We start from the raw sequence: 19659 nt of genomic DNA, 5'->3' as shown, positions 1-19659 counted from the left end.
ATACAACACACCATAAATCTTACATGTAACACAGTTAGGAAAGGTGGGTAGCTTATGACCCCCACCTAAAAAAATTTAATATCAATTCTACAATAATTTATCAAACAAATAAGTATATAACACTCGACTCGGAAGTTATGAATTAAAAATATAACGTCGCAATGCTCGATCCACTCCTTGGTATTTTCCCATTCCGATATAATCCAGTTTAAAATTGCACTTTTCCAACACCTTATGAGAAGCTATATTTTCTTCCAACACAATTCCATAGATTATATTAGTTTTCAATTGCTTCATAATAACAGGTAAAAACGCACGAACCGCTTCGGTTGCATATCCATGTCCAGTATATTCTTTTGCTATATGGTATCCTAATTCCCATCCTTCTTCAATTGCGCATGCTTGCACATATCCAATATTCGTTTTATCTTTTAAAAGTATAGGATATAGAAAAGGGCCTTTTTCACATTGATATGACTTCATTAACCATTCCATCGTTCTACGTGCATCTTCTAATGTCTCAAATACTTCATCTGGTACAAAACGTCTATTTTCATCGTCTACAGAATTTCTTTGAAATGCCTCGCACATATCTATTGTTAATTTTGTAATTACTAATCGTTCTGTTTCAACTAACATAAATCTCCTCCTCAAAATGCAAATTTCCTTAATTATATATTTACATGAATAGGATAAATCCCTTGAATATCAAGGGATTTATCCTATTCCTTTATAACAGGGTACCATAGTTCATACGTATAGTGTTCTTTCGGAAAGTCATAATCAAAATAAACTTCAACATCAGGAATAGAATTATCGGCTCTTCTGTATCCAGAAGATGGGAACCATTCCTTCCATATACGATTCACTAACTCCATTAGCTCCCCTTCTGCTTCAAATATTGCCCATGTTGCTTCTGGAATATCAATTTGTTCCAGATCTTGAACATCAGAGTTTTTAGTTGAAGCTGCAATGTAATAATCAAAGGTATGTTCAGCATCAAAGTCAGCACACAAACCTAACAGACCTTTTGGTTCACCATTGGATTGGCTAATAATCTTTTCATAGGTTTCCTGTGGTAAATCACGCCAGAAAAGTGGTACTAGATTTTCTACTGCATCATTTCTAAATGTTTTCTTTACTCCAACAACTTTAAAAGCCTCTTTTTTCTCAATTCTACACTTCATTTTATTCTCTCCATTCAATATTATTTGGAAAGTGATGCGTGGATAGGAGTTTAAAAAGATCTTACGACTTCTTGCATATTGAGGAGATACTTTATGTTGAATTTGAAATGCTCTATTAAATGCAGTTGGCGAGGAATAACCATACTTCATAGATATATCAATAATTTTTTCATCACTGTTTTGTAAATCAAGTGCTGCAAGCGAAAGACGTCGGCGCCTGATGTATTCGCTTAACTGTATACCTGTGATAAGAAAAAACATATTTGATAAATCATTTCGCGAACAAAATGCTAATCTAGCTGCATAGTCAAAATCAATCTCATTACATAGGTTCTCTTCAATGTAATCTAGTGCTCTATTCAATCGTATATTCCAATCCAAAAATCACATCTCCTTTCATTCACAAGTATATCAGGAGTAAAACCCATAATCCTCTCATCTGTCATTGTCTTATGAGAGGTCTTTTTGATATATACTAACTCAGTTTAGTTATTATTTCTTATTCTACCCTTTCGCAATATACCTTTGTCACCTTATCGTAGTGTAACAGCCCCTCCACGCTATCACGGTTAAATGCTGCATTTAATGCAGTAATATGTGCATCATATCCCGAATCAGTAGGCAATGGACTGTCATCCTGAGATGCTATGTAAGCGATCCAGTTATCTCTCGTATATTCTATTGGGTTAGGAAATGTCCAAGTGGTAGGATTGGTAAAGAATGCATCTACGGTCTGTTTACAGAAATCTGTTAGCTCTTTACCAGGGTCATGATTATAAATTGCAATGATCCATCCACCATGCTTCACAATGCGACGACATTCTGTACGGAACTCCTCCAGATGAAACCAATGCAATGCATGTGCCACAGTGATAATATCAACGCTGTGATCAGGAATTGTTGTTGATTCCGCGGTGCCATCCATAATCTTCACATTTGTAAAAGGGGAAAGCGTAACGGCAAGCTGCTCTCGCATATCCCCATTTGGCTCAACGGCAAATACAGAGTAGCCATATTCGGCTAGCTTCTCTGTGAACTTCCCCGTCCCCGCACCAATGTCTGCGAATACCGCATCTGATGGTGCAAGTCCGACGATTGTTTCTATGGCAGCCTTAGGGTAGCCTGGACGTCCTTTGGCATAGGCTTCTGCTTTACCAGTAAAATTATCGATGTTCATTTTTCCTTCCTCCTACTAGCAATATCATATCTCTAGTTAGTACTTACAAATCATTCTTATTTTACTATGAAACTATTTAATCAATTATACATTCCCAAATAAAGTAAGTCAATTTTATAAAATATATTAACACCTTTGTGATTGGAATAGCCTGTTATAATAAAGGTTCTTTGTACATTGCTCTTAGGATCTGCGTACACAATTTAAAATAAACCTCGTTTCTAACTTACCAGTTTCCTATAATCAAAAACGTATTAATATAATTTTAAAAAGCAGGAAAGCTTGATTTCGCTAGCTTTCCTGCTTCTTTTGAATTACCTATACTTCTTTCGCATAGTCTTTATCATAAGATTCCTTATCCCAAGAAATAAACACTTCTAGTTCCCAGTGGTACTGTGAAATAAACGCCTTCTTCTCATACCCAATTTTCTGATAGAAGGTCTGATCCCCACCTAACATTCCCTTACACTGAGGATACATAGACTGAACTCGATTAGCCGCTTCATGTAGTATTGCAGTCGCAATTCCTTTTCTTCTCTCCCACCATACGACACCTAGTGGTTCCAGTTCACAATAAGGCATGCTTTCATCGTACCATATGATAGCCATTGCTACTGGTCTCTTTTGTTCATCAAGAACACATATGTCCAGATTTTTATTATAATGTTTCATCTGTCTTAGATCATGGAATGCCTGTTCTCCATGCTCACAGGCATGACAATCTCCACCGTAGCTAAAAGATAATCGATGAGTATTTGAAAGGTAAAAATCTGGAACTGTATTGCCGTCTGCAAAAGTATAGCCATCAGGGAGCTTTACTTCAAATGGCTTTTTATCAAATGGTAGAATATATAATTCCTGCGCCCATTCCATTTCATGAAATCCAGACTGTAGAACCATATCCTTTAATGTAGTATTCCATGTAGGTACAAATAAGTCCAAAGACTTCGTTCTTCTGTCTTCTTTCACACCAGCCACATATGTCTTCGCATACTTTATCATTTCTCTTAGAAGCTCTCTATCTTCTCCACGTTCTTTCGAGTCATACAAGAAAAAAACTTCTCCGTCGTAATTACCCTCATTGATGACACAGGCTACTACTTTGCCATTTTCCTTATATACACCAACGGTATGACACCATGCATGATGATGCCCAGTATATGCTGGATGTAGACCTCTTACAAATTCATGCCTGCTCAGTCCCCAGATTGGGTATTCCCATTGATAGGATAAAAGGACAAGCTGTTCTATTTCATCAAAATCCGTATCTTTATAAAAGCTAAATTCATAACGCATATGTATCTTCCTTTCCTTCATTTTTGATTTTTTAACGGCGCTTAATATATGTTTTATATGCTAACGCAAAGGTTCTCTGCACATAATTAATCGTATCATATATCTGCTTTGTATAAATGTCATAAATAACTATACGTATTCTTGACATAAAAAACTGACCTCACATAAGTTTGATTTTAGGTCTAACTTATGTAGGTCAGTTCAAAGAGTCCTGCTTTTCATTTAACTATAAAGAATTTTCTTAACAGTATCAAATGCCAATCCATATGAATCTGATATTTCAGAAATGGATGTTCCATCTTTGTACCTCTTTTTCATTTCAATGTTTCTTTTTATGTAGTATGTACGAGAACCACTCTTTTCTCCCCATCTTTTTTGCTCATTGTCGTTGGGAACATAAAGTAAATCTCCTTTTACATATGCTTGAACTTGCTTTAATAATTCTTCTGGTAATACATCTGCTGCATTTATATATTTCATAATTATCGATCCGCTCCTTATTTTTAATATCAAAATAAAGGCAGAATAAGCAGATAATGTAATACCTATTTACCCATACAGAAATAGATTACATTATCGTTATTCTGCATGGGATAAAGCTTTGTTGTGATGTTTTCTTAAAAATGTTTTTATAATGCTCACCTCCAGATAATTATTTACTTGATAATTGTTATTATAAAAGGTCACTCCAAAATGGTACGTGTTTAATTATATCATAACTTATATCACTATGGTCTTTAATTCCAAATTCTGTTTCAAAATATGATTCTATATTTTCACTATAATAGATTACATCAGTATCATGTATAGAAAATACAGGAGTTGGTTCTAAGTTTATTGATGGAATATATCTGTGTGAATAAATAGGAATTAATGCTGGAGCTTTTTTTAACATCGTTCTAACAACTTCAACTCGTTCACTCTCGTTTGGTTCCTCTCCCCATTCGTCACACCAATAAACCTCATCTGCCAATTCATATATATCATTGAATGGTATCTTCATAACATCTTTTATGTATTGAACATTTGCAGGTCTTAAATCTCTCCAGTTATAGAAACCTTTTGATACTGGCAATGCAGTAGAGTATAATTCTTGCAGTTCTTTCGGAAAATCAATATTGTATTCTTGCTTTATTTCAATAATTTCTTGCTCAGATAAACCCTCAGCAAATTCTACTCCATTCAATTTTAAAATATCAATTCTTTCCTTATACATACTTTATCTTTAGTGAGAGAGCGTATAACAAGCACTAAACCCTCACTAAAACTCACCTCTTTTCTTTTTACACTATTTGTTGTGTATAACATGATAACAACTTTGTTTATAATTCGCCATATAAGAAAATTGCGTACTAAATAGAATGATTTTTTTCTTGTTTTGATATTTTATTTAGTAAATCCAAAAATGATTTAAATAATCCTTTATATAAAGCAGTTATTACCATCATAACAATTAAAAGTGCAGCACTTAATACAACTATAAGCTGATTCCACTGGGAATTAATCAAAAACTTTGTAACATCATCGCCTGCGGGTGGGGTAGAAAACATACTTATAATCGGAATTATTACCCATGCTAAGATTGAAGCGGTGGTATTTAAAAAAAACATTGTAAAAAAATATATGTAAAATATATTCTTTCTGTTACGGTTGAAGAACAAGGTAAACATTAAACAAACTAATACTGGAAAAAGCATTCCTGCCACATTTAATAAGGACTTCATAATTTGATTAAAATTCCCTCCAAAATATGACATTTTAGCCTTCATAATACTGAAATCAGTAATTTCCGCTCCACAAGCAATTGCAACAAGCGTATGCCCAAATTCATGTAAAAGAATATATAGAAAAATTGCAAACATTATAGCACATAATGAGGATAATATAAATTTTATTCTATCGTCCATTTTTTCTCCTTCCATTGGATTATATAAAAAGTGTTTAGGTCGTCATATTTTACGATTGGGACTTACTTGATACTTTTTATTTTATCTAAACTTTCTCTTAACCTTTTATTTTCGTCTTTGAGTTCTTCCATATCAACTAATTTGGATAATTAGTTTTTCTTTATCTTCTTTAAGTTTCTTAATTTCTTCGAATAATTGCTTTATCTTATCATCTTTACCATTCATTTGCACCTCCAAACTATCTACTAACGGTTTTAAATACTTATATTTAAACTTTTGAACATCTAATGCTCTTTTTTGCTCTAAATTGGTGAGATTTCAACGGATATAAGTTGCCTTTGTTATCTCTTATATCCCACCTTTCATTGAAGTTAGGAAGTCTTTTCGAAGTGCATTTTTCAGTATTCAAAACTCTTATTCCATGATTTTTAATTATGAATAATTCTTTTAACCTACTTTCTTCTCTTAAATCCTTAGTGTATTCTTCAAGTTCTAAAACTACATTTTTAACTAATTCATTAATAAAAACCTTATGGGTTATAGGTTCACCTTTTTCTATTTTACTAAGTGTAACTTCCATATAGTCATATCCATCGCTCGTCATGTGAACACAACCTTGCTGGATAGATAATACTTCATTAATTCTAAGTCCTGTTTGGCTTTGAATTATTATTCCTACCTTAGTTAATACATCTTTTTCTTTTAAGACACATTGAAGTTTTTATCGAATATATCCTCTGGAATAGGTTTAGTTATTTTTATCGACATATAGTTCATGTTCTAACATTTTTTCATACTCCTATTCTATCACTGGATAAAAGTTTGTAATTTCTCCTGTTGATTCACCTATATACCCTTCAAACCTAAGCCCATTTTTAAATCCTGTCATCATTTTCAACTACCAGCAATATTTAGATAAACTCCTATTGATATATTCTTTCATTGAAACTATATTACATTTAAAAACATCAGTTGGAATCTTTGAATCCATTTGAAACTCCGTTTTAAACACCCTTGCTCCAAATTTTCTGTAAAATGAGTTGGATGAGGAATGATGATAATTATAAATAACAATTTCTTTTAAACCTAAATTTTCATAATAGTTCAAAAGCTTTGACATTAACATTAACGATATTCCTCTCCCCCTCATCTCAGGATAAACCCATAATCCATTCAATTCAATTCCACATTGTGAATCTTCTTTTTCTGAAAAACTTGCAAAAGCCACTCCAAGCATTTTGTCATTCTCAAATGCACCAAGCAAAGTCCTTACATCATTATTTTCAATTCCACTATGCATCCAATTGATCCAAAAAGAATATTCTTTATCTATATCTAATTTATGTTCTGACATTCCTGCCAATTCTTCTGGCCAACAAAGTGCCTTAAGTTGAATTGCTTGTAGCATATCTTTGTCCAATAATTCTCGTATAATAATCAAAGCCTCACCCACCTATTATATTTATTTTATTAAAATTTTACGTTTGTTACTGTATCCATGTTAACATGAGCGATTCACAAGTTATTCTCTCCCTCATCTATATCAGTTTTATCATACACTTAATATCGTCTGATATCATGGAGCACTTTGACTTTTCTATCAAAAGATTTCCTCCAGTCATAATATAGGAAGGAAATACACGTACATTGCCATAATAATATTCATTTGCGCGTATCTTATAAGTTGAACCGGTTGGTATACAATTTCTTTTTGTGTTCTTTTTAGCAATCATGTTATAAGCTTTTTTCGCAACATCACCCATAAGCATAACAACCTTTAAGTTTGGAAACATATTTATTTCTTCTTCTAAAACTGATAGATGCTCTATAATAATATCAGTTTCAACATTGTATCCGTTCTTTGGTGATTTAACTGCCGTAGTAATGTAAATACCCATTTTTACAATATCGCTTATATTACTGACAGTAACACCTGCATTATGAAATAGCCAAAGAGTAGTATCCATGTAACTTGGATGCTCACTTTGACTGTAGAAATAATCGTTTGGATTTTCTGGAGGAACTTCATTTATCATTAGTACTTTAATATTATCAGTATCCAATTCGATATTTGGCAGTTGAATACGATCCGTTGAAATATTCTTTTCCTTCATGATAGATAATAAATAATCTCTAGCATTAATAATCATATGTCATCACTCCTCTATGCTTTTAAGTAAAATCTTAATACCTATTCCGCTTCAATTAGCTCTAGAATTCTTTTTGCACTGACTTCTGTATTTTCGCTATATGTATTTACTATAATATCATAATCAATCTGTGGATTTAATAATACAATCTGACTTTCTGCTAATCCAACTTCACGATTTTCTCGCAATTTTTCTCTTCTTTGTAGCTCCTCAACTGGGCACTCTACTTTAACATATAATACTTCTACATCCTTCATAATTTTTTTAAATTCCTGCAAAGTAGCTTCACCATTATCAGATTTTAGTTTTTCATCACAAAGCAATACATGGTCTAGTACAACATTCTCACCCTTGTCTACAAACATGCGCACTGTATGATACATTAAAGACATTGTATGATTAAAAATCTTTTCTGGCATAGCATTCCAGAATTCTCCTGGCCACATTTCACAAAACATATCTTGAGAGATTTGATAATAGGGTTCCTTGGCTAAATCTTGTATTTTCCATGCCAATGTTGTTTTACCAGAACTCGATACTCCATTTAGAAAAATAACTTTCCCTCTTTTCACTTTTCTACCTCCTCATGTAGGTAATTTGTTATATAGTAAGAAGATTTCTTCTATTTTTCCAATTCCATAAATAAATACATAGGAATTTTTGATAACCACCCAATTCGTGAAGAATGGCTTATTTGTTCCTCCGTAGGCAAAGGTTCATTCATATCAACTATATGAAAATGATTTCTAACAAAGCATTTAACATAATCCGATAATGTTCTATGTCTATATATTACAGGTTCTTGTACACCCTTTATATTTGCAACCCACTCTGTTGGATTAAAATAATCCTCAACAACTACTTTGATCTTTTCTCCTTCAAGCACCCATTTACTTTCCTTACTTTTAAAGCATGGATGTAATATTGATATAAAAACCTTTCCGCCAGGCTTTAATACACGATAAACTTCTTTCAGCGTTCCATCCATATCCTCAATATCCATCAACATCATTGCACAAAGGACGATATCAAAGCTTCTATCACATATTCCCTCCAGTTGATTGCTATTAGAGCATATCGTATGGATGGACAGACCTTCTGCTTTTGCCTGATCTATCGCATATTGAACAAATAGCTCTGAGCAATCCACCGAAGTTACCGTTGCACCCTTTTTTGCTAATTCTCGTGAATAACCACCCTCACCGCATCCTAAATCCAATATATGCATTCCATCTACATCACCTAATTTTTCTAGAGTATATGGCATGATATAATGCATGCGAAAGTCATTTGTTTGTGCCTTATTCATAAAATCCATTCCTACTTGATTCCAACATTCTGTTGAACTATCTTGTTTCATTTTGCGCCTCCAATATATTATTTTTATTTTATTTTTAGTCCTATTTTACGTATATCATCTAATTCTTCAACTGTCATCAATTTAGCATCATAAAGGTTTAGGTATTCCTGTGAAACGGTTTGATTGAATATCAATAAATCATCCGTATTAATTGTAACTGGGATTCCATAGTCATACAGTTGTCTTATAGGGTGCACATCATATCCTTTTACTACTCCTAGCATAACATTACTTGAGGGGCAAATATTTAATTGAACCCTGTTATCAGCTAACCATTTTATAATAAAAGGTGATGTTACTGCTGCAATTCCATGATTGACTTCATCAAGCTCTAATTCTTCGACAGCCTCCATCACATCATCAGCGGTACCAACTTCACCTACATGCGCTTTCAGTCTAAGTCCTGAGTCTTTTGCTTTTCTGTATATCTTTTTAAAATTACTAATCGGTTGGGCAAATTCATCATTACTAATATCAACGGACTTAAACCAATGATATGACAATATCTCATCAAGTCGATAGTACACGCTATCAACATCACAACAAGCTCGGTTGAAGGTTAACTCAGGTAAAAATATCGTTGAAGGAGCTAACCTTTGCTTGAAAGTATTCATCGTCTGTATGAATAATCCTAAATCCATACCACCAATTTTATTAGCTTCATCCGTCTCGAAACTCATTGCCAACACATGAATATTATCATCATAAGCTTGTACGAAAGCTGCCTCTAGGCGCTTTAAATAAGAACAATGAACTTTTATGTTATCAGTAAACCATGAATGCATATGATACAAAGATTCAAATACAGCTGGAGGTTCAGCGATTTTTATATTTGTCTGGGAGGCGATATAGTTAACATTCCCCCCACACCCAGCATGATTATGTAAATCACTCTTGGGAATAGAACTTAATTCTAAAAGATTATGATTTTGTAGACATGTTTTGAATTCATGTATCATTTACACACCTCGCTTACTTAAGATTTCTGAACAGGTCATTGGTCATTACTTCACCTATTATAACATTTCTTCTTGTTATTTCCAACATATTCCACCAATAGTTATATACCACATTTTCACTACTTAAAACTCCAGAAAAAAAACGCCAGAAGCCTTATAAAAAAACCTCTGACGAAATAAATAAGCATGAGACAGAATACAAACAAATCCCCGTAGCGCATAAATCTGACCTAAAAATTATTCAATTGGTTTGACTGATTCTTTAACTGTTTATTATATATAACTATAATGATAATTAAGATAAAAAATACAGTAACAAATCCTGTCTCCCCAGCAAAATAAGGACTACTCTTAGAATTTGTTAATGGACCACATAACAACTGATCTATATAATTATGACTTGCATGAAGAATAATTGCTGGCCATACACTCTCAGATTGGAACCTCAAATATGCCATAACTGATGTTACTAATATGATTTCTATAGTAAATAATGGCAACTGATACCAAAGTGGAGTTCCACTTTGATAAAGTCCAGTAATCATAAGCGGATAATGCCATACAGCCCAGATTAATCCACAAAGTATAATTGCTTTCTTACGACTCATAATCAAATCCATTTTGGGAAGCAAGAATCCTCTCCATCCTATTTCCTCTCCCATTGCAGTGAGAACACTGGAGAAAACCGCACATATCATTAATCCAATTGAATTACTATAGATATTACTAGTAAAAGCTTTTGGAGTTAGAAGCCAATAAATTCCGTACGAACCTCCTAGGTATATCATTGGTATGAAAATCCCCAATATTATGTATCTTATATTGCATCTGTTGAATCCTAACACTTTTTCTTTCTTATAATATATATTTCTGATAATTATAGCAACCACTCCTGGACACCACATCAATAATGCAGTTATTCCAGAAGCTGCTTCTCCACCTTTTATATATATGTAGTAACATACGCTACTCAGTATAAAAGTTGCAATTAGAAAAATAATAATAGATTTCTTCTCTTTTTTCATATTTTTATTTGCTCCATCTTTATATTTATCTACTTCTTTATTATATACCTGTTCCATATTTTGTGATACAAGGTTTTATATTACAGGCTTCATAACCTCACTTATATTAACACGGTTTAATCTTCCATTCTCAAGTAATAATATTCTATCGCAAATATTCAAAGCAGAAGTTCTATGTGTAATTAAAATACAGGTAGGCGAAGGTTCTAGCCTTTTGATGGATTCTAATACAGCAACTTCTGTTTGTGCATCAAGAGCTGAGGTTGCTTCATCCAATAATAACACAGGAGCTTGATGCAAAAGAGCCCTGGCAATTGCAATTCGCTGAGCCTGCCCTTCCGATAAACCTATGCCACGCTCACCAATAACGGTATTAAGGCCATTCTCCAATTTAGATATAAATTGCCAAGCACTTGCTGCTTTGGAAGCCTTAATTAATTCTTCTTCGGTTGCATCTTCTTTGCCGTACCGAAGATTATCCGCTATTGTTCCTGAAAATATATTATTCCCTTGGGGCACATAAGATATGGACCCTCTCGAATTCGTATTTACTTCAACACTCTCTATACCGTCTTCAAGGGTAATCTTCCCTTGATCAGGTACTAAAAGTGATAATATTAGATGAATCAGTGTAGTTTTACCTTCACCTGATGGACCCATTAATGCTACAGTCTCTCCGCGATTAATCTTCACGGATATATTCTTAATAACCGGTTCATTCCTTCTGTAAGAAAAGCTTACATTATGGAATTCAATACCCGCCGACTGCATCGTATTCATTGTAATTCCTTCTATATCTTTCTTAAACTCCTCTATCTCCTTTAATCTTTCTGCTGATGCCATTGCATAGATAACTCTTGGGAAAGATGAGGAGATACCACTGAGTGGGCCTTGAATTCCACCAATTAGTTGTACCAGTGCCATTAGTGTACCAAAAGATGCTGTCCCCTTGGCAATCCCAAAAGAACCCCATAAAAGTGCTAAAAAGAAGCCTACCCAGGAGCTAAGTGTCATTACAGAAGATGATATCAGTGATATGTTCGTTTTATCAATTGCATTATTTAACCGTTCTTCATAAATAACATCCACTGTTTGTATCTTCATCTTCTCAAGGCAAAATGTCTTAATTACCATCATATTTTGTATGGATTCGTTTAAAAAGGAACGGTATTTTGATTCTATTTTTTGACCTTTTTGATATATCATTTTTAACTTCCTAGAAAATATTTTAGCCATAAATGTGAATATTGGTAAGATAACAAGAATTGCAAAAGCAAGATTCATATCAATATATAACACAGCTAAAAAAGACCCAATAAATGCTACTCCCAGTGCTATTGTATTGGGAACTATTGATACCATTACATTGTTAACTGCTTCAACATCGCTTGTCAAACGGGTTAGATAATCGCCACTATGTAACTTCAAGAAATCCATCCATCTAGTATTAATTAATGATACAAATATATCTTTTTGCATGGTACTTGACACACTGACCGATACTCTTGCGGTAAGTGTTGTGTTTACTGCTTTTATTATTACATCAAATAGTATAATTCCTGCTAATAGTGATAAATATGTAATAACCTTCTCTGTATTTCCCTGTGCTGCCTCATCTACAAGCCATTTCATCGCCATGGCACGCAAAATAGCGATACCAGATGTAACGATTCCAAATATGGTAATTATTATGATATACTTATGATATTTCTTCGTATGATGAAGTATCCACTTGATGGTTGATAGGCCTGTCCCCTTCGTTAATCTAATTTTCATGTTTGCCTCCCGTTCCATACCTGGCTATTACATCAATAATTAGTTCCATCTGTCTTTCTACTGTGAACTCCCCTTCCGGCCTTAGCAACCGATAAGTATGTATATTATTTGCAAGGTCAATTATACTTTTAAAATAAGATGGCCTGTAATTCATCCTAGAATAAAATTCATTGCAATAGATATTCGATTTAATTAACTCAACCTTTTCATATTTGGTTAATTCCGTAAGTACTACATCTTCCATAATCTCAGGTACTATCTGTATAATTCCAAAAAGTTCAACTGGATGGTTCATAAACTCCTTACTTATATCAAGATTATATTTAAAATCCTCTGAACACGCTCTTTCCAATTTACTTGTATCGATACCTAACTTAATTGCTGTATCATGACAGATTCTCTGATTAGGAAAAGCAGGAACGGACATTACCTTTCCAGACTCAACCATTGTAAGTGGTGAAATATCATCAGAAAGAATCGGATATCCTTTCAGACGAAGTGCAGTTGATAGGGTTGATTTACCGGCTCCACATTGACCTGTTATAATGATAGCCTGATTATTAACTACAATAGTACTTCCATGGATAGCTATCATCCCTTTTTGCAAGAGAAGAACACCCATACAAGTACCCAGTAGGTACACTTTAACAAGCTCCATATCCGCTTTATCGTACAGATCTATTTGAATTAGGTTTCCCCCTGTTATTTTGTATTTTGCTACATCCCTTATATCACAGACAAATTCATTATCATTTATAGCAAAGTAATTGCTATACTGTTGATATTGATTGCATTCGATATCAACAGTATCATAAATTATTCTTACATCATATTCCTCTAGAGTACCTACAGCACACATCAACTCAATTTCAGACAATATATTCAATCCAAGCATGTGATACGAATAACTTTTTCTGTTCATATTGGTGTCCTACCCTCTCTTTAGATAACCTTATATTATAGTCAACTTAAACTTCCCAGCTTACAGTTGATGAGAACTCAATTAATTCAGACGCTAAATGATGTAATTTACCATGATCTATATACTGTTATCCTGAATCTATCAAACCAAATATCAATATAAAACTGGAAAGTTTAAGTAGTTAATTTCATATCAAAGGAAAGGATGTCTCAATAGATGAAAATAATCATCCTTGCTTGACATCCTTCCTTAAGTCTAGGCATTCAATACATTATGGTTTTTTCTTCCAGTTAGGGTCATCAATTGCAGGACCACTAGTACCAATTACATCTCTACCAAATACATCATAGTGAACGCCATCTCCATCGCCACCTAAAGAACCTTCCCTAGTGAATTTAACATTTAATGTTAATAATTCTGGATTATTCCAAGTTTTCATATAACATTTCTCCTTTCTTCTTTCTCTTTACTATGTTACTACTATATAATATTAATAAGTACACACTATACAAGAAATCGATATAAATTGATAATTGTCATGATAGCTTGCACCTCGTAATATTCATCATCCATAGGCAACTCATTCATTTTTGAAATCATTGCTTTCATTTCATTGGTATCAACAAAGGACTTTATTCTGTAATCTGATATTGCTTTGCTAAATTCCTCACGTATATTATTCCAATCCTGATGCAATCGTTGAATCCAATCGGCACTTTGGGTTCCTCTCTCCATCATATTCATTCGTATTTTGTCAGGTAGTATTCCTCTCATAGCTCTCCTAATCAAGCTTCTCTCTATTCCATCCTTTACAAATTGTTCTGCTGGTAATGACATGCTAAACTCAATGACCCGTTTGTCTCTTGTAGGATCTCTTCTTACCAATCCATATTCAATAGATAATCTAACTTCTGATGCTGCTGCCTGAGAAAATAATAGGTTATTACAGAGAAATGACCTAACCTCATTAATGCTCTTCTTCTTGTTATAATATTTACCCATTCCATATAATTTCATATATCTATTAATATCCCACTTGTCAGCTAAGTCTTTATTAATGATGTGGGTTATTAGTTTGGCGCTTTTTACCTTTCCTTTATTAAATAAAACTTTAATAGGTTTCGGTATATAAAGTAATATAAAATACCGAAAAACACTTTTAGGTAGCCTTCCATGTACTTTCGAATACTGCATAATCTCTTCTCGTGCACTATGAAATTTCTTTTTCTTTATCAACGTGACGATATGGCTGGTTATATCTCCATAAGAAATTGTATAATTACCCGACTGTCCATCCAATAACACTTTACAACCATCTTCTTTCGCCATCTGAACAATCCTGTCAATCCAAAAAAGATTGCCTGAATATTTATAAGGATACTCCTGGATTGTTCTTAAACGCTCTATCTGGTTATACGAATTAAGTTTGTCTGAATCACAATATGTAACATCTATATTAGTATATTGACTAGCTAATTCGTTTATGTATACACTTTCATTGGCTACAGCTCCTTTTGGTAGCCAATCTATATAATCCGATTTCGGTATTGAGCTGTAAGCCTTTAGATGCTTCGCATTCTTATCTAGAACTTTCGCAGCTACACATGCTATAGAGCCCGAATCCAATCCACCGCTTAGCATGATACCTACCTCTCCATCTGTAACTATCCTACAGTTAACTGCTTCATAGAATATTTCCCGAAATGCTTCCTCATAGGCTTCATCACTATCTAGCTTCAGTGGCTTTATCTCCATTGGATTCCAATACTTCTGAACTTCAACAGAATCCTTTTTAAAAATCATATAGGTAGCGGGTGGAACCTGTTTAATACCTTCATAAAATGTAAGTTCTACATCAAGCTCATTCAAACATTCCATTACAGCCAAGTAATTGGCAATCCATTCCTCTGAGTATTCTATATTCTCTTTAACAAGCAACAAAGGATTAATTAATGTACTAAAGGCAATCAGATTCTCTTCCTGTGTATAATATAACGTTCTTTTCCCAACATGATCCCTACATAGATATAATTCTTCTTTTTTATTGTTCCATATGGCAAATGCAAAATCTCCAACCAGATGCTTAGGTGCTTCCTTATCCCATTTTAGATAAGCTTCCAGAATAAGTTCACTATTTGTAATCTCTTCTAACGATCTATTGACAGGTTGCAGTTCACGGTATAATTCACCCCGATTATCAATAATGGCATCTGCAATTATTACCATCTGATTATCCAAGCTATATCTCGGTAGTTGTTCCAGATAATCTTGAGTTATGATAGGTTGAATTGTATTGCCAAAGCATAGATTGTTTCTCACTGATTTGAAAACTCTACTACCTGGATATTTACCAAGATAATTCAACATAGAATCAAAAATATCAATCGGCAGTTCTCTATTACTTGTTCTAATCATTCCGCATAATGTGCTCATATAAGTTTCCTCCTTTCTCCAATTATGTTATGAAAATCTATTATTTATAATCCAAATCGTATATCTTAGTTTAAGTCCTATTATCTCTGCCTTCACAATTATATAATGGTTAGGATGTCAAAAGTCTTACTCAACTTAAATTGTGTATATTGATGAATAATTATTAATTTTGGCGTAGTCCGGCCGAATGTATCGTTTATATTTTGTCAAGACTCATAGTGAAAATAGGAACGTGAGTGAGTATTTTCGCTAGTTCTGAGGCTTGTAAAAAATATGATGCTTGAGGGAAAGGTAGCCAAAGTTGATAATTATTCAGCGATATACACTCAGTAAACTAAAATAAGACTTTTGACATCCTAACCAGTTATTACCTTTGCATCTTATTTTCTAAATTTAGCAACCACCACATAACCGTCTCCGTTCCCGCCCGTTGCATAATATTCACCAGTTCTAATCCAAGCATGAGCCACCATATTATCTTCTTCTTTTCTTACGCCAAGATATAACGTGGATGTAATTCTTTTATTAGTCAACAGTCTTTGAGCAGTTAGTGCACGAACTAGACATCTGCTTTCCCATGGTGTATGTTCTGCAATTCGGTTTACATGATAGGCTATTATTTTTGCCTTACCATAATTTTCTATGCTTTCATTATATGGGGATTCCTCTCCAAATATTCCGTAATACTTTTTCATATATTTTACTGGAACGAATAGAATTAATAATCGAAAAATAGCCGCCCAAAACCATACCTCAATAGTCAACCACTTTTTATTATTAAATTTAATATAATCCAATACCTGTATCATAAACTATCTCTCCTATCCCTTGCATGCTGTTAGCATTGCTTCTAGCAAAGCTTTTATCATTTCGAAATCTGATTTTCTAAAATCCCTGCGATCTATTAATTTATAATCAGAACCATTGTCCCACCAGATGCATTTCAATCCATATTTTGCTGCTCTTGTAACATAGTTAGCGGCTTGTTTTGCTCTTAGCTCAGGCGCGGGGTAGAAATCCCTCGTTCCAAATTCACCTATTATAATTGGTGCATTTATACTCTTTGAAAAAATTGACATTCCAATAAAATTATTTTCAATATCTTGATTGTATTCCTTGGTATAGAAATGCACTTCAACTGCAATCTTATCTGTAACAATATCCTTTGGCATATTAAATGCAGCATAAAAATTCGAATCTGTACCATCTAATAATGTCGGAACTACTAAAATACGATTCCCATTATTTCCACCTGTGCCTCTAACAGTATCAACAAAAACCTGATTTAACTGATTCATCTGTGCTGCTGCCTTATCACTATAATTCCAGCTCTTTTCTATGTTATCAACTTCATTGTAGGCTTCAAATATTAGATGTTCATCATATGTTTTAAAACGTTCTGCAATCTGTGTCCATAGTTCCTTCGCGTTATTTAATACTTTTATTATTGTTTTATCATCTGTTCCTGTATATATGATTGGTTGTTCATGATGGGTATTTAGAATAACATACATATTATTCTTTATTGCATAATCAACAACATCCTGAATCCTATTTAACCATTCCTCATTGATTACTAAATTACCATTTTGATCTTCGTATGTATTGTAATACCATGTAACTGGAATACGAATAGTATTAAATCCAGCTTTCGCTACATAATTAATTAACCCCTCTGTAATATATGGATTACCCCAATTTAGTTCCTGCTTCAAATTTGCAGGGACATTTCTTTTCTCTGACTTAGAATCCAGAGAATTGCCTAAATTCCATCCAACATTTATCATGTTAACAAATTGACTGGCTGTCAATTCATTCATTTGAGTGCTATGAGTATACCGTTCATATAATTTCAGACCAAAACCTGAATATTCACTAACTAATTCTTTCAACTCACTCACACTATATTTTTTATTATATCCATAAACAGTAAGCGCAATTTTGTCTGTTTTATTTAGTTTCTTCCACTTTTGTCCACTTTGTAATTCGCTATTTCGTAGAACCTTGCCATCCTTATTTAATTCTAGTATACTCATTTTCAGATAACCATTCGGCAAATTCACAGTATAATCTTCACTTCCGATTTTGCAAAATGTGTTATAACATATTTTGTTATCTTCAATAATATATTCACCAGTTTCATAAAGATATGCACCAGGTTTCCATAAATTCGTATCCTCGAAATCTACGTCATCGAAATTACAAGTATTCGTATTCGTCATATGACTCTTCCTGGCTAGATCAATCCTAAGACCATTCTGAAAAATGGAATCTATATTGGCTCCCCATTTTCGACTTCTTATTGCTATACCTATATACGAAGTTTTAGGTTGCTTTTTAAAGGTACCACCATTGATTAATGAATTATTATATTTTACCCACTTTCCGTTTTTATCGTATTCTGTAATTTCAAGAGTTATTCTTGAGTCGTTAACATTATATATATAAGGCTTACCATCAACTTTATAAAAGTTTCTGGTACACATACTGCCTTCTGAGTACTCATAGGTTCCTCCCCAGCTCTGATACCAGCCTTTTCTGTAATTATAGTAATTACTTAAAGATTCTATATTAACCTCACCGGTTAATTGTTCTTTCTCTGTAGAGAGTTTAGCTAAATCCTCAATTCTTGATAAGGAAAATGAAAGTCCATTCTTTAAATCCTTTTTAATCTCGCTCTTGCTTTTCTCAATACTACGTCCATTATTAAGGTTATATATAGAAATGGTAATGTATTTTGCTGAATCCATCTCATGATAAATATCACCATTACATAAATCAACATAGCCAATATTTTTATAGTCTTCATTGTATTCATTGATGATCATACGATAAGAATTGTCATTTACATTGACTCTTATTATAGCGTTCTGAATTTGTAAATAATATTTCAAACTTAGATACACATTGCCACCCATCTGACTTTCTTTTGTATTCTCAAAGTTTTCGTAAAACCAAGAATCCTTTTGATCTAATGTACTTATTACCTCGTATGCGTTCTCAGAATCCTTTATTGTGGGAACTTGGTTAGATATTGTTTCTGATTTGGATATTAAGGTTATATCTTTTTTATAGCTACTTACGTCAACTTGATTCGCTTCACGATCAATCATTTCATGTTCTACCTGTGCCGTATCATAATCCATTTCATTGTGTTTGGTAATATAATATACAATACCCATAATCATAAAAAACGATAAAATACTAACAATAACAATTTTCTTAATTTTTATTCTTCTCATACCTATTCTCTATACAACTACGCTTTACAATGAACAAAAAAAGTTTCATAGTACCCTGCGAGGCATGGCACTTTTGCGTGTGTAAATTCCCCCTCTACCAATCTTTTGGTTAAATTAATTATTCCTGTTACAATAGCCAGAAATGGATATAAATTAATCCAGTCTGGCTATCTATATATTAATTTATATTACACACGTTAATGTTATATACCTAATTTAATTCGT

Annotated in this window: 20 protein-coding genes; all 20 read right to left on the bottom strand. The window is 33.3% G+C overall.

Annotated features, from left to right (window positions below; genetic code table 11):
• Positions 1-135: 135 nt before the first annotated feature.
• Positions 136-639 carry a GNAT family N-acetyltransferase gene (locus bsdtb5_RS01795; protein WP_271714344.1) on the bottom strand — a complete coding sequence of 168 codons (504 nt, stop codon included), beginning with the start codon at positions 637-639 and terminating at the stop codon, positions 136-138.
• An 83-nt stretch (positions 640-722) separates the two neighbouring features.
• Positions 723-1568: an AraC family transcriptional regulator gene (locus bsdtb5_RS01790; RefSeq protein ID WP_271714343.1), complete on the bottom strand. Its 846-nt coding sequence runs from the start codon at positions 1566-1568 to the stop codon at positions 723-725.
• 118 nt (positions 1569-1686) lie between these two features.
• Positions 1687-2364: a class I SAM-dependent methyltransferase gene (locus bsdtb5_RS01785; protein WP_271714342.1), complete on the bottom strand. Its 678-nt coding sequence runs from the start codon at positions 2362-2364 to the stop codon at positions 1687-1689.
• 318 nt (positions 2365-2682) lie between these two features.
• A complete protein-coding gene (locus bsdtb5_RS01780; RefSeq protein ID WP_271714341.1) occupies positions 2683-3660 on the bottom strand; it encodes an N-acetyltransferase in 978 nt (325 codons plus the stop codon).
• A gap of 222 nt (positions 3661-3882) precedes the next feature.
• Entirely contained in the window at positions 3883-4140 is a 258-nt protein-coding gene (locus bsdtb5_RS01775; protein ID WP_271714340.1) for a CD3324 family protein, read from the bottom strand.
• Between the two features lie 193 nt (positions 4141-4333).
• Positions 4334-4876 (bottom strand): hypothetical protein, encoded by a 543-nt coding sequence (locus tag bsdtb5_RS01770; RefSeq protein ID WP_271714339.1) that lies wholly within the window; start codon positions 4874-4876, stop codon positions 4334-4336.
• Between the two features lie 136 nt (positions 4877-5012).
• A complete protein-coding gene (locus tag bsdtb5_RS01765) occupies positions 5013-5567 on the bottom strand; it encodes a hypothetical protein (RefSeq protein ID WP_271714338.1) in 555 nt (184 codons plus the stop codon).
• Positions 5568-5835: 268 nt separating this feature from the next.
• Entirely contained in the window at positions 5836-6147 is a 312-nt protein-coding gene (locus tag bsdtb5_RS01760) for a hypothetical protein (protein WP_271714337.1), read from the bottom strand.
• Positions 6148-6465: 318 nt separating this feature from the next.
• On the bottom strand, positions 6466-7008 hold the full coding sequence (locus tag bsdtb5_RS01755; RefSeq protein ID WP_271714336.1) for a GNAT family N-acetyltransferase: 543 nt from the start codon (positions 7006-7008) through the stop codon (positions 6466-6468).
• Between the two features lie 97 nt (positions 7009-7105).
• Positions 7106-7717 carry a uracil-DNA glycosylase family protein gene (locus bsdtb5_RS01750; RefSeq protein ID WP_271714335.1) on the bottom strand — a complete coding sequence of 204 codons (612 nt, stop codon included), beginning with the start codon at positions 7715-7717 and terminating at the stop codon, positions 7106-7108.
• A gap of 41 nt (positions 7718-7758) precedes the next feature.
• On the bottom strand, positions 7759-8289 hold the full coding sequence (locus tag bsdtb5_RS01745; protein ID WP_271714334.1) for a phosphotransferase-like protein: 531 nt from the start codon (positions 8287-8289) through the stop codon (positions 7759-7761).
• Between the two features lie 50 nt (positions 8290-8339).
• Complete coding sequence (locus bsdtb5_RS01740; protein ID WP_271714333.1) at positions 8340-9077, bottom strand: class I SAM-dependent methyltransferase; 738 nt, start codon at positions 9075-9077, stop codon at positions 8340-8342.
• 23 nt (positions 9078-9100) lie between these two features.
• The gene (locus bsdtb5_RS01735) at positions 9101-10036 is read right to left on the bottom strand and encodes an adenosine deaminase (RefSeq protein WP_271714332.1); all 936 of its coding nucleotides are present in this window, start codon (positions 10034-10036) and stop codon (positions 9101-9103) included.
• Between the two features lie 230 nt (positions 10037-10266).
• A complete protein-coding gene (locus bsdtb5_RS01730) occupies positions 10267-11061 on the bottom strand; it encodes a CPBP family intramembrane glutamic endopeptidase (protein WP_271714331.1) in 795 nt (264 codons plus the stop codon).
• A 75-nt stretch (positions 11062-11136) separates the two neighbouring features.
• Positions 11137-12837 (bottom strand): ABC transporter ATP-binding protein, encoded by a 1701-nt coding sequence (locus tag bsdtb5_RS01725; protein WP_271714330.1) that lies wholly within the window; start codon positions 12835-12837, stop codon positions 11137-11139.
• Entirely contained in the window at positions 12827-13759 is a 933-nt protein-coding gene (locus tag bsdtb5_RS01720) for a phosphoenolpyruvate carboxykinase (ATP) (RefSeq protein ID WP_271714329.1), read from the bottom strand. The genes bsdtb5_RS01725 and bsdtb5_RS01720 overlap by 11 nt, the downstream gene beginning before the upstream one ends.
• A gap of 271 nt (positions 13760-14030) precedes the next feature.
• Entirely contained in the window at positions 14031-14198 is a 168-nt protein-coding gene (locus bsdtb5_RS01715; RefSeq protein ID WP_271714328.1) for a hypothetical protein, read from the bottom strand.
• 65 nt (positions 14199-14263) lie between these two features.
• Positions 14264-16192, bottom strand: coding sequence for an asparagine synthase-related protein (locus tag bsdtb5_RS01710; protein ID WP_271714327.1), 1929 nt, complete (start codon positions 16190-16192; stop codon positions 14264-14266).
• 380 nt (positions 16193-16572) lie between these two features.
• Complete coding sequence (locus bsdtb5_RS01705) at positions 16573-17001, bottom strand: lasso peptide biosynthesis B2 protein (RefSeq protein ID WP_271714326.1); 429 nt, start codon at positions 16999-17001, stop codon at positions 16573-16575.
• A gap of 12 nt (positions 17002-17013) precedes the next feature.
• Complete coding sequence (locus bsdtb5_RS01700) at positions 17014-19434, bottom strand: glycoside hydrolase family 5 protein (protein ID WP_271714325.1); 2421 nt, start codon at positions 19432-19434, stop codon at positions 17014-17016.
• Positions 19435-19659: the final 225 nt, after the last annotated feature.

Origin of the sequence: Anaeromicropila herbilytica (genome assembly GCF_016591975.1) — a bacterium.
Lineage (GTDB): Bacteria > Bacillota > Clostridia > Lachnospirales > Lachnospiraceae > Anaeromicropila > Anaeromicropila herbilytica.
This window is presented reverse-complemented; position numbering and strand designations above follow the sequence as displayed.